Annotated in this window: 9 protein-coding genes and 2 pseudogenes; 5 read left to right on the top strand and 6 right to left on the bottom strand. The window is 61.6% G+C overall.

The window, feature by feature from the left end; translation table 11 throughout:
- Window positions 1–39 precede the first annotated feature (39 nt).
- From ACS5PN_RS27295 to ACS5PN_RS27285, 3 genes are all read right to left on the bottom strand, one after another.
- Window positions 40–573, bottom strand: coding sequence for a GNAT family N-acetyltransferase (locus ACS5PN_RS27295; protein ID WP_439467185.1), 534 nt, complete (start codon window positions 571–573; stop codon window positions 40–42).
- Window positions 574–1,291: 718 nt separating this feature from the next.
- Window positions 1,292–2,275 carry an amidohydrolase family protein gene (locus ACS5PN_RS27290; protein WP_439467184.1) on the bottom strand — a complete coding sequence of 328 codons (984 nt, stop codon included), beginning with the start codon at window positions 2,273–2,275 and terminating at the stop codon, window positions 1,292–1,294.
- Between the two features lie 54 nt (window positions 2,276–2,329).
- Window positions 2,330–3,094 (bottom strand): nuclear transport factor 2 family protein, encoded by a 765-nt coding sequence (locus ACS5PN_RS27285; protein WP_439467183.1) that lies wholly within the window; start codon window positions 3,092–3,094, stop codon window positions 2,330–2,332.
- Window positions 3,095–3,220: 126 nt separating this feature from the next.
- On the opposite strand from ACS5PN_RS27285, the gene ACS5PN_RS27280 reads away from it, so the two are divergent.
- The 4 genes from ACS5PN_RS27280 (at window position 3,221) to ACS5PN_RS27265 (ending at window position 8,462) form a co-directional block, all read left to right on the top strand.
- Complete coding sequence (locus ACS5PN_RS27280; RefSeq protein WP_439467182.1) at window positions 3,221–4,513, top strand: hypothetical protein; 1,293 nt, start codon at window positions 3,221–3,223, stop codon at window positions 4,511–4,513.
- Window positions 4,514–4,739: 226 nt separating this feature from the next.
- A complete protein-coding gene (locus tag ACS5PN_RS27275) occupies window positions 4,740–6,878 on the top strand; it encodes a zinc dependent phospholipase C family protein (protein WP_439467181.1) in 2,139 nt (712 codons plus the stop codon).
- A gap of 47 nt (window positions 6,879–6,925) precedes the next feature.
- Entirely contained in the window at window positions 6,926–7,288 is a 363-nt protein-coding gene (locus tag ACS5PN_RS27270; protein WP_439467180.1) for a zinc-binding dehydrogenase, read from the top strand.
- A 784-nt stretch (window positions 7,289–8,072) separates the two neighbouring features.
- A complete protein-coding gene (locus tag ACS5PN_RS27265) occupies window positions 8,073–8,462 on the top strand; it encodes a VOC family protein (protein ID WP_439467179.1) in 390 nt (129 codons plus the stop codon).
- 89 nt (window positions 8,463–8,551) lie between these two features.
- Here the strand turns inward: ACS5PN_RS27265 and ACS5PN_RS27260 are convergent, their stop codons facing one another.
- On the bottom strand, window positions 8,552–9,931 hold the full coding sequence (locus tag ACS5PN_RS27260) for an amidohydrolase family protein (RefSeq protein WP_439467178.1): 1,380 nt from the start codon (window positions 9,929–9,931) through the stop codon (window positions 8,552–8,554).
- A 1,296-nt stretch (window positions 9,932–11,227) separates the two neighbouring features.
- On the opposite strand from ACS5PN_RS27260, the pseudogene ACS5PN_RS27255 reads away from it, so the two are divergent.
- Window positions 11,228–11,422, top strand: a pseudogene (locus tag ACS5PN_RS27255) (transposase domain-containing protein); the annotation flags it as partial.
- A gap of 161 nt (window positions 11,423–11,583) precedes the next feature.
- Here ACS5PN_RS27255 and ACS5PN_RS27250 read toward each other — a convergent pair.
- A pseudogene (locus ACS5PN_RS27250) lies at window positions 11,584–11,736 on the bottom strand (IS66 family transposase); the annotation flags it as partial.
- A 91-nt stretch (window positions 11,737–11,827) separates the two neighbouring features.
- On the bottom strand, window positions 11,828–12,391 hold the full coding sequence (locus ACS5PN_RS27245; protein ID WP_439467177.1) for a hydrolase: 564 nt from the start codon (window positions 12,389–12,391) through the stop codon (window positions 11,828–11,830).
- Between the last annotated feature and the right edge of the window lie 35 nt (window positions 12,392–12,426).

Raw genomic sequence — 12,426 nt, 5'->3', positions numbered from 1 at the left:
CGGTCAGCGCGCCAGGCGATCGGAAGTACGCTGGCGCAGTCAAACCTGCCTGACGCCTAGGGACGGAAGGCGGAGCCGATATTCGAAGCTTGAACGACCAACTTCCTCGATCAAGCGTCCGCGCGCCAACCCCAGCTTCTCGGCGACGCGGATCGACCTGCTGTTCGCAGCCTCTATGTCCGCGACAACGCCGCGCAAACGTAGGGTGCTCGTCGCATGATCGAGTACCTGCCTACCGGCTTCCGTGGCGATGCCCGCGCCCCATACGCTTCGAACCAGGCGCCAGCCGATCTCAGCCTCGTCCCCAAAGGCCGGCCTCGGGACCAAAAACACCCATCCTAGGAATTCCGCAGCAGCACCGCTGCGCCAGCGGATCGTCCAGTAGCCCATCCCGACGGGGTATCGCGCCGATGTCCTGCTCTCGATCAATGCGCGATGCGCCGAAGGGCTTGACCATGGGCCGGCGACGTGTCGCGTCACCTCCGGGTCGCGATCCATCTCCATGCATGACGCCGTGTCCTGCAACGTTCTCGGATCCAGACGAAGTCGTGCAGTCTCGAAACTGGGCTGCATGCCTTAAGGACGCCCTTTGCCGATTTCAGGCGCCCACGATAGAGGCATATACGGGCTGGCCACCCTACCAAGCGACGTAGCCCGATATGGCATGGTTACCCACGTTGGCCCAGTCGCAACGGACGGCGCGACCAGGTCAGTCGACACCGGTCTGTGACGCACGGCCCGACAACGCGCTCGCCCACCGGGGCGAAATCCCATGAGGCGACCGTTTACCAGCGCTCGGGACTCAACTAGCAGTTGGGTGAAAGAACCAGGGTATGAGACCCGTGCTCCTGCCAAGCATCGGCTTCTGAACCACTTGATTTACGGACGCGCCCTGGGAGGCAGGCCTGAGCCCGAAACGTAATCCCGTTTCTCGTTGCGACGCGAAAACCTCAGAGGAGCATGTCAGCACAATCGCCACGGTCAATACATGCTTGAGCATCGATTTATTCATCTCCGTTGACACAATCGACAATGGCGTCAGATTAAGCGCTCTGGCAATTCCTGCCAACGCCGACTCCACGTAGTTGGGGAATCGCTTGCGGCTTTGATAGTCGTCACGTTCTGGTTGACGTGGAGCATTCCGCCCGCCATACGCTCTATCACCGTCTTGAGAGCGCGCATAGCAAGGAGCATTCTGGGCCGCGAAGCCCACGCTGACCGGCCAGCGATTGAGCCGGTGCTCCGGCGAGCGGTGAGCAGCCCCCCCGCCGGTTGTCACCCCAACAATCGCTCACGCCGTGATGCGATAGAACTCTCTGGCCGTGCCGGAGAAGAAGCGTTCCTTCTGGATATCACTTGCTCCGGCGAGCAGCGCGCGGCAGAGGTCCACCGAGGATTTGACCGTCTCGCCAGGATTCAGCGTGACGACGGGAAAGTCGGAGCCGAACATGAGTCGCTCGATCCCGAAGGCATCGACCGCGACATCGAAGAACGGTTGAATCGCTTCGACTTTCGATTTCTGCCAGAGCGCCTGAGGACGGCCATTAGGCGTCGCCGCGTCGCGCGCGAGGTTTGAAAGCTTGCAGTAGACGTTTGGCATCGCCGCCAGCTCACGGATCTGCCGCCGCCACGGCTCCAGCTGCCCCTTGGCGATCAGAGGCCTCCCCGAATGATCCAGGACGAAAAGGGTTCGGGGACACTTGCGAACCGTCCGAATGACGAGGTCCAGGTTTTCGGGCCCAACTCCGGCTAAGTCGAAGGACAACCCGTACTTGCCGAGTCTCCGCAGGCCTTCAATCAAACCCGGACGGCTCGCGAACAACGGATCCTTCTGGAATGGGGCACCGACGATGCGGCGAATTCCCTTGACCAAACCGAAGGGAGCCATCGCCTCCAGCTCCGCTTCGACGCTCGCGCCGCTTTCGACGCGAGCCTGCGCGACGATCGCACGGATGGCCGGCGAAGCGGCCGCCTGTTCCCTGAGCCAGCGCACTTCGGCCAGGGAGCGCTCGATGACCGGAGCCGCCTCGATACACACGATGCCGTCGACGACGCCTTGTGCCGAGACGGCGTGATCCACAACGCCGATCTTGTGATTGATAGGCCCGACATCTCTGAGCCACGGATGCGAAAGCGATGCGGGGTCATAGAGATGCACATGTGCATCCAGGACCTTGGTCGCCGAAAGCGCAGGGGCGCCGACCAGACCCAGCGCTGGTGCACCGAGCGCGCCGAGTATCAAGCGGCGACTCGATGTCAGACCGACAGAGGTCATCTCCGTATCTCCGAAATCAGGGGCGGGGCCTGCGTCACGCACCGTGGCAGGCGATCAGCTGGACTTCGTCCAGATGAGGTCGACGTTGTCTCGACGATCGGCGAAAGACGTCACCTTGCCGCTGCCGTCGCGGATGAAGATCCGCTCGGCCCGCGGGCGCCCGGGCCGCCCGAAATGGTCCCCGCCGAGGGAGACCAGCACTTCCTTGCGTTCACCTCGCGTTGACACCAGCGCATGGTCAGAAACACCGATCGAGACGGACGAATCGCCTCCGAGCCGATAGGTTCCGACGAAGTCGGTCAGCGGCGACGGAACGCCGGTCGGCTTGGGTTCGGCAGGCAGCACGGAAGTGTGCGACGCGACCAAGCGCCATTGCCCCGAGATCTGGCGATAGGTATCGGTGGTGTGATAGCGGCTCTCGATCTGCTGCTCGAATACCCGCTGCCGCTCCATGGCGTCATAGCTCAACACCGCAACTTCGCCCATTCTGGACACTTTGGGGTTGGCGATGCGGAGGCTGCCACTCATGTTGGCCGGCAGCGGCTGAATCTGCGCGAGCATCTCCGCCTTCCCGCGAACCACGCCGTCTTCGTCGCAGAACAGACCGTCATCGGCCAGGATGCGGTCCCAGGTCTGCTTGTCTCCTTTTCCTACCGCATCCAACAAGGCCTGAGATCGCGCGACCAACTCTTCGGACGCGTCGGGCGCCTTTGGCACGGCAAATACTGTCAAGCTCATCGCCAGCGCAGCCGCCCCGCCGCGCACAAGGTCGATACCCAAACCGCCGAAGCCTTTACTGGAGCGGACGTCTGTGCCCATGATTTTCCGATCGTGAATCGAGTCTAGGCATGATGGCGATCGGCGGCGCCGCTCCAACTACGAATGCTCGTAGCCATTGCACCGGCGGCGAGAAACAGAATGCGGCCGTCGACTCAAAGCCCTCTCATGTCCCGAAGCCTTGCACGATTCATCGCCTCGCTCGCCGCGTTCCTCTTGTTCGAGACGCAAGCTGCACCACTGACCGTGGCCGATGCCGCACGGGCGATCGCCGAACGCCAATCCATCTGCGACACGGACGCCGGGCGACTCTGGAAGCACGATTTGTGCGGTCCCATCCTCTTCGTCGACCCCAAAACCCGCAGAGTGGTGGCCGATCGCAACACCACCTCCGGGGCGTTGACCCGACAGGGCGACCTCTATGAAGGCCAGATCCCCGACTCCCAAACGATCGCCAACACCGCGACCGACTGGGACGGTGTTCACTGGACGATGGTCATGTGGCCGCTGCCGGAAGACGCCGTGGAACGCCGAGCGCTTCTCACCCATGAGTCGTTTCACCGCATTCAGGAAGAAATCGGCCTACCAAAGCGCTCGCCCATCGTGGCGTCCTTGGCAACCGAAGAAGCCAGGGGCTACATGCGCCTCGAATGGCGCGCCCTGAGTGCTGCCCTCTCTGCCAAAGATCGCGAGGCCAGCCGGGCCGCGGCGATCGACGCCCTGCGCTTTCGCCAAGCGCGCCGCGCCCTTTCTCCCGAGGCCGCCAAGCAGGAGAACGAGTTGGAGATGAACGAAGGCCTGGCGCAGTACACCGGCGTCGTCCTCGCAGCCAAGTCCGCAGCCCCCCGCTTAGCCGCGGCGGCCCTCGCCAAGGCGGAGGCCAGCGACTCCTACGTGCGCAACTTCGCCTATGCCTCCGGGCCCGCCTACGGGCTGCTCCTCGACCGGTTCGCCCCGAACTGGCGGCGCCGGCTGTCTGACGACAGTGACCTCGGAAACCTCTTGAAAGAAAGCCTGTCGACGCGCCTTGAGGTGTCCACCACCGCCGTCGAGTCCCGCTATGGCGGCAAGGCCATCCGCAGCCAGGAAGCCGAGGCCGCCCACAAGCGGGCGGCAACGACTGAGAGATGGACAAAGCTGCTCGTCGACGGCCCCGTGCTACGCATAGCCTTCGCTCACATGAGCATCCAGTTCAATCCCAACGACCTGTTCGCATTGAAGGATCGAGGCACGGTGTATGGGACGCTGCGGATCAGCGACGACTGGGGTGTCCTCGAAGTCGGGGGTGGTGCTCTGATCGGGGACGGCTGGTCCAGCGTCCAGGTGTCGGCACCGTCCGCGCCGGAGATCACGACAACGCCGACCTGGACACTGCATCTGAAGCCGGGCTGGCAAATTCGTCCCGGCGAACGACCAGGCGACATGATCCTGGACAAAATCGCATCGCCAGTGCAGCGCTGACCCCTGCCACATCGCTCCGCGTCGAAGGCCCCGCTCGCGCAGATCGGCCGCACCGGTCGCAAAGCGCCCAGTACCGCGCTCGACACAGGTTTACTCCTAGTCGCATCGCGGCCGGATGTCGGTAGCCTGTGCAGGCTCGAACGGCCGCCGCGGGTCGGCTCCGGTCGAGCACCGAACGGTCGCCACGACGAGACCGTCGGCAAGAACGAACCGACAGGGAGTCCCGATGTCCAAGCTTCCACGAGTCCGACGGCTCGCTGCTTCCATTTTCCTGGGCCTGTGCGCCTCGACCTCGGCGCTTGCGTTCAAGGTCGACACCCATGTCTTCATCGCGCAGAAGTTGATCAACGAGCTGGAAGTCTCCGACAAGCTCGTTTTCTCGATTGGCGGCATCGCCAAGACGGCGACCGTCGATCCGGGCCTGCGCAAGGCCATCCTGGAGAACCGGGAGGCCTTCGCCCTCGGAGCCATCGGCCCCGATGCCTTCCCCGGTATCTACGAAGGTCAGATGACCATCCATCCCGGCGGCAAGAACGGAGGATGGGGCACCGGCGAATGGCTGATGCAACTGGTCAAACACGCATCGACTGATGCCGAGCGAGCCTTCGCGTTCGGGATGCTGGTCCATGCGGCGAGCGACATCTTCGCGCACACCTACGTCAACAAGTATTCGGGGGACGTCTACCTGCTGACAGACGAGATCGACGTCGAACGCCGGCACTTCCTGATCGAGAGCTACATCAGCACCAAGCTGCCCCCGCTGACCAAGCCGAATGGCCAACCCATGCCGGGGGCTTCGGCGCAAATCACCGTCGACGGTGTCCTGCGGCCTCCCGGCGCGCTGCTTCGCCGCGCCTGGCTCGAAGACCCTGATGCCTCCAAGCAATGGGCTGCCAACGGCGCCCCCCACTTTCGCGCCATCTACGCCCTTCGCGAGCAGCTCGCAACGAGCGCCGGCACCGGAGGAGCAACTGCATCGTTCCGTCAAGCATCAAGGGATGCTCTGGTCCGCTACAAAGATGAGCTGAACGACAAAGAGTGGAACCTCAAGGCGGCTGACGTGCTCGCGGCAGAACAAGGCCGAGCGGCGCGAGGAAGTCGAGAGGACGTACGGGCGTTCAAGAGCCGCGTGCTGGAACTCGCGACAGAGTCCAAGGTTGACGCCTCTTCGATCATCCTGGACGCACCCATCCGAGGCGGATCCAAGTCTGACCTTCTCGACGAAGCGAACGTGTTGCGCCGAGATATCGACGACCTGGCCAGCGTCAAGTCCGAAACAGTTGACGCGGCTGCTAACGTATTGGCAAACCTCAGGGACTATCTGCGCAAGCAGATCGCGCAGCTCAAGTCCGTCGTCAAGACACTCGGCGAGTTCACGAGAGAAGACGGCGCCGAAGCGCTCCTGAAAGACTGGTTGGTCGGCCTGGACAGTGCGATGGACGCCTACTACGTCGCAAACGGCCTGGCCATCAGGAACGCGATGGACCACAAGGACCCATTGCCACCGCTCCAGCATTGGGCCTCCTGCGATTCCGGGAAGATCCTCGGCGTGCCGCCGGCGATCGCCGACTCCTCTTGCGCGGTCAAGGATGTCGTCGCGAGCCTGAGGGCGGACCTCGAACGCCTTGAAGAGGCGATCGCTGACGACGTGCCTCTCTATCGACACTTCCTGAAGTTCAAGAGCGAGATCGAGCGAGTCATGGCGGACGCCGCGAAAAAGGAACTCCTGGATCGGAGTGGCGCCGCGAGGTACGTGAACGATCTCGTCACCTTGATCACCCAGAAACCCACGCCGGCGGACATCGATCAGGAGTTCGCGAGGGTCACGCAACGCAAGGCCCTGCTGGTGATCGACTCGGCGTCAAAACGCCTGGATGCCGACATGCACCTGGATGCCAATGGCATGCTGGACCCCGAGAAATTCGCGCCGATGCGCAACGCCCTGGTCCTGTCGCGCCTAGCCCTGTTGCCTCCAGACCAGGTGAATCGATTGGTGGACGCGCCGTTGCTCGATGCTTCCGACGCCAGACGACGGAACGTCCTCTTCACGTTCGCGCATTCGATCGACGGCGATCACCAGTGGCTGCCTTTCTCGCCACCCTACGTCCGCAGGGAAGGCGATCACAAATGCGCAGCCTCGTACGGTTACGGTGCCTCACCGCTGTGGACGCCGCGCGAGGGTGGAGCCCGGCTTTTCGCCGCCCTCTTCACGGGTCCGCTCGCCCCCGGTTTGGAGACTCCCACCGCGGTGGGCCTACAGCCCGTACTTCCCCAAAGCTATCGCTACGTCGTCACCGCGACAGAACCTTTTCCCGAGTGGACTGAAGCGATGAACCAGGGCGCGTGTTCCACCTCGGTGAAATAGCTCGCACCGCCTGCCCCAGGGGTCCGATGCATGCCTAGGCGAGAGGCGTGTCTTTGTTCGCCCTCCAATTCGCCAAGGCATTTGGCGCGAAGGTCATCGCGACCACCTCTTCGGCCGCGAAAGCGAAACGGTTGCGTGCACTCGGTGCCGACGAAGTGATCGACTACAACGAGCATCCGGATTGGCCTGTCGCGGTCCGACGGGCGACAGACGGAGTCGGCGCCCAGCACGTCATCGAGATCGGCGCCGGACTGGCCGGCTCTTACTCCGCCGTGGCGATGGGGGGCTCGATCGCACTCGTCGGCACCAGGGGTGCGCCAAAGCCGGTCGATGTCGCGCAGGCATTCGCATCCGGCGCGAACCTCAGGCCGGTGGCGGCGGAAGGGGCCACTCCGACAAAATGGATGTAAGCCACGTGAGGTTGAGACTTGGATCGAAAGCCGATGAGAAAGGCGATGAGTTCACCCGCATCAATCAGCGCGAAGCTGGTGGACGAAAAGTGCTCAAAGAACAATCGATGCACGAGATGGCGCACGGGACGGCCACCCCACCACTCGTCAACAACAGGTGCTACGCGTTCAAAGTCTGCTGATGACAGCGGATGAATTTGCATGGGCGCTTCTCAGTATTGAATCGGTAAAACCTCACCGGCAATGCCGGAGAAATAGCGCTCCCACCGAAGGCTGCTGTTTTCTGCATGCGATGAGCGTCAGCCGCCCACCGACGGCTTGATCGTTTCATCGGCGTTCAAAGTGACAATAAAAAATCAGCAGCAGCTCATGCGGTTCCGAATCCTGAAAGCGTTCACCGCAACGCGGTACTCATTGCTGTTGCGTGATGGTGTCGGTCCGCCGCAAGACCGCAACTACGGGTCGACGTAGATCGCTTTCAGAAGGCTAGATCAAAGCGAGATGGCTCTAGAAAAGGCATCTCAAGTCGTGTCGCGCAGGCAAGTTGCTTCACCAACGCGCCCACCGTTCGCATGGCGCGATTACGGCGAATCGTAGAAGGCTTTCAAAGGCTGCAAGCGTAACCTCGTAGAAGCTAGCGAGGCCTCGAGCAAGGGCGTCTTCCGATCCGACTCGTCACTGACGAGTCTTCGCTGCAATCAATGCGGTCGCCAAGTGTCGATGCGCATCCGATTCATCAAGGCCGGATGGCTTCCGGCGCACAACCTTGCACTCCAGAAAAAACATGATTTCCGGCCTGAACCACATCAACCTTCGAGCGCCTACAGACATGCTCATCATGCTGCGCGACTTCTACCGTGACGTGCTGGGCTTGGAGCAAGGCTTCCGCCCCAACTTCGGCACTTCAGGGTATTGGCTTTACGCGGGTGATCAGCCAGTGCTGCATCTATCAGAGCAGTTGCCGAACGAACCGCAACGGACACATGTGAATCCAGCTGCGCCTACGACCTTTGACCACACCGCCTTCTCCGGTACAGATGCTGAGGGCACGGCCTCCAAGCTGCGAGCACACGGTGTCAAATTCACCGAGGTCCATTCTGCTCGCGCGCTTCAGCATCAGTTCTTCTTCCAAGACCCGGCCGGCAACGGCGTCGAAATCAACTTTCCCTTTTGAGGGATCGTTGTAGACGATGCAGCCACGGAGCTAGGTCGAACACGGTGCCGGCAGCGCTACGAGTGTGTGAGCTCGCCCGCGGGCCTTGGTCAGTTCGCGGCAGCTGCTTGATAGCTGCTAGCGACCTTTTTCAACATTGCATCCAGCTCGGCGCGAGCGTAGTAGCGTCCGGCAGCCACCACTGCCTCTGGCGCCTTCAAAGTGCCGATAGATTCAAGCGGATTTGCTGCTGTAAGAAGCAGATCCGCCCGAGCACCTTCGACGATCACACCGAAGGGCACGGTTGCGGGTTGAGCATTCCGGATGAATTCGCCCGGCGTGCGCGACGCCGCAATCATGGCCTGTTGAGGCGAGAGGCCGGCTTCCACGAGTCGAGCGAGGTTGTCGTGAAGGGAAAAGCCTGGAACGAGTCCGGGAATGGCCGGCGCGTCCGTGCCCGTGATCAAAGGCACGCCCCCATCACTCATCGCCTTGACGAACTTCGCCAAGAAAGCCGACCTGTCTGCCAAGCTGCCCTGCTTGTCCCCATAGTCTTCGCGCAGCCAAGACAGGCGATCTTGGGGTGACAGGTAGCGGGACTCCGGAGCGCGAAGCAAGGCTTCAACACTCCCGCGCTTTCCCCATTGAGCGGCAATCGACGCGTAGGTCTGCAGATCCGCCGTCACGAAGGCTCCGCTCTGCGCAACCATCTGCACCACGCGGCTGATTTGACCGCTATTCGGCGCACAGGTCGGTGGGAGCCCGCTCTCAAGCGTGAACACCGTGTAGAAAAACTCTTCGGCGTGCGCCACCATCAATTGGCCCAACGCGAGCTGGCGAGTCAGGCCAATCTGTTCGACGCCGTGCCCGATGACGGGCAGACCCTCAGGCTTCTTAGACTCTTCAATCAGAGCTTCGAAGCATGGAGCCGACAAATCGTTGTAGACCTTGATGAAATCATGTCCGTTGGCCTTCGTGAGCCGCATGGCCCAGCGCGCCTCTTCCGGCGTCTTGACGACGAAGCTGCCATAGCGAGGAGATCCGTCCACGCGAAACGCGGTGTATATATGCGGAGAAGGAGTCTCGCCCCGATTCGCGGCTGGCTTGGTACGGCCAACAAAACCGTTCGCCGCCTCGCCCATGTTCAGAACGGAAGTCACGCCGTTGGCCAGATAGACCGCCATGTCCGCACGCGTGTCGGAATGAACGTGCATGTCCGCCAGCCCGGGCGACAAATAAGCGCGTCCCCTCCCGTCAATGACGCGAGCATCTTTCGGAACGACAACCGCCGGCCCGACCGCAACGATCCGATCTTTCTGGACGAGAACCGTCTGATCGGGCTGCACGCCGTCCTTCGCCAGACTCACCACGTTGACGTGCACAAACGCCAAGAATTCGGTGGCGCTGCCGCTCGCTTGAGCACAGCACGAGATGGCTGCAAGAAAGGCGGTGCAGATCCAGCTTCCGCAAAAGGAGGACGAACGATACATAGCAGCTCGCAATGAGGGCTCGCGACGACCAGGTCCGCCGCACGATACCCGAGATGCCAAAGGGACGTCCACGTATGCAGCGTTGCGCATCGGCACGCCATCAACTACGAGGATCCTTAGCCTCGAACCATGTCGAGAGACTGCACCTTTCGGCGCCGCCAGCGACGTCAATCCCCCCAAACTACATCCTCTTGCCGACGGCTGCTAACCGAGTTCGATCTAGGACTATGGCCGAACATGCCCTAGGCGCGGCATCACGTACTGGAACGACGCGCGATGCGGACCGACAACCTGGGCGCCGCGCAGATCCTTCAGGGGTTTCTACTGACATTCGTACTGTGCATTGGATTCAACGCGACTTAGATTAGGCGTTTTAAGTCTCAGTTAATTTCCATGAAGTACGCTCATCAACCCTCCCGCATCGCGGCTCTCACTTTCGCGCTTGCGGTTGCTGGCTGCGGCGGGGGCGGCAGCTCAGACCCGAAGCAAGACGACACAGCATTTCCATTGGCGCAATCAATGTCGCCGCTGCTCGGCACAGGCGCCACGGTGCATCCGTTGGGCGCGCAATCCGGAACGACAGCAAGCGCCTCTCAGCTTGAACTTCCGGCAACTGCACAAGCAGGTTCCAGCGGGGAATTGGCACCCAGCCCAAGTTCGGCAAGCAGTGAATTGCAGGCCACCACAACGTATCGTCTGGAAGCTGAGCAGCCTGGGCAGGCCGTTCTCACCCTGACCAGCGTCTCAAGGGACGCGTCTGGTGTCGTAGACGTGAAAGATCAAAGCTACCGAGTCTTTGCCGACGGAAGCGCAGCACAGCCATTGAAGGTGCCATCTGAAGAGACAGACTCCAGCACTACCAACGCCGGAGGATGGGCATGCATGCCAAGCGGGCTGACTGTTTCACAGTCCCCATCAGGCTGGAGAGTGAGGGTGTCCATTCGGAATTCGTCAAGCACCAGACAGTACCGAGTTTTTTTTGAGCAGTACATGAACGACCATCTGGCGCGGGGGCGTTTGGTCCTAGACATCCCACCTCGAGCAACAAGAACACAATATTTCGACTACAGCACTTGGGGAGATGTGAATGTGTCTGCCAGGTGCTCCACCGCATCGGATGTTCACTACGTGGATTGGCTGTACAACACGAGCTTTTAGCGCAATCCTGGCCCCCCTGAACACATCGATAGATGACTCGCCGAGCTTCGTCGATCGCGACCCTGTCACGAATTTCTCGGTATTGAAGCCCCACTATTGATAGGAGTTCGCCCATCCGTCCTTCGCACGGCTGATCGGAGGTCGAATTGGCTGTTCGCCGGCAGTCTGCGCGCGGGCAAGCCGGCTGCGGCCGTCATGCGCGTGCAGCACTCGGCTCCCATCAACCGGCACGATCTCTGCGCCTATCGCCGTGATGTACTGGAGCGCCTACCGCTGCAGACGGCGCGCAGGATCAGCGAACTCCTGCCGCATCGCTGGTCCCCGCCAAACTGAGATCGCGCCGCACTCTGGAGAAGCCATTTCACATCCTCTTTTATAAAAGGGGATGGGAAAAACCGAGGAGGGGCTGAGAACACCGTCAAGGTGTGTTTGGCGGGCGCCTACAGTGGGCGGACAGGATTTGATTCCCAAACGCCCACCATGACCGGGCAAGTACGACGTCGGGCGCGGGCCATGCAACCGACCTCGGTCACGCCCGCGTCGAAGCACTGCTTGTACCCATTGAAGTCGTCAACGACCAAGCTGCCATTCCAGCCGGCGTCAGTGCCAAGCTGCAGGAAGTCCCGAGCGTTCTGGCCACCACGGGGGTCGTAGCTTGAAACCAGATCTAGACGCTGCAGCTTCCGATTTCGGCGGCGACTTCAGCGCCGCCAACTACATCCCTCTTGCCCACGGCCGCTAACCGAGTTCGATCTCGGACGATGGTCGAACATGCCCCAGACGTGGCATCACGTACTGAAAGGACGCGAGATGCGGACCGACAACCGGCGCGCTGCACAGATCCTCTGCAATGTAGAGCTGATAGCCCTGCTCCCAACCCGCGCGCGCGGTCCCCTCCACACCAATGTGCGTGACGATGCCGCCCAGGACCAGCGTCGAGATGCCACGGCGGCGCAACTGCAGGTCCAGCTCTGTGCCATGAAACGCATTCCACTGGCGCTTGACGATGACAACGTCGCTGGGCAGCGTCGGCAGCTCGGCGGGATCGTCCCACCAATGCGCAGGCAAACCTCCGACCGGCAAGGGCGCCGCCTGATCGGTGGTTTGCTTCAGCAAGTCGGCGAAGTCGTTGGACCAACCCACCTTAATCCGAACCACCAACGCACCTTGCCCGCGAAATCGATCTGCCATGACGGCAGCCCGACGGACGACGTCCGCAGCCGCGTGCGGTGCCTGACCGAAGCCGAGAATGCCCTGCTGCAGGTCAACGAGAACCAGTGCGGTTTGAGAGGGATTTAGCATTGGAGATCCAATTCATGAGGAAACTCTCATGAATC

The sequence above is a fragment of the Roseateles sp. NT4 genome, assembly GCF_051857475.1.
In the GTDB taxonomy this organism is placed as follows: Bacteria; Pseudomonadota; Gammaproteobacteria; order Burkholderiales; family Burkholderiaceae_C; genus Pelomonas.
The sequence above is the reverse complement of the archived record's forward strand: the minus strand, read 5'-3'. Positions and strand labels throughout refer to the sequence as shown.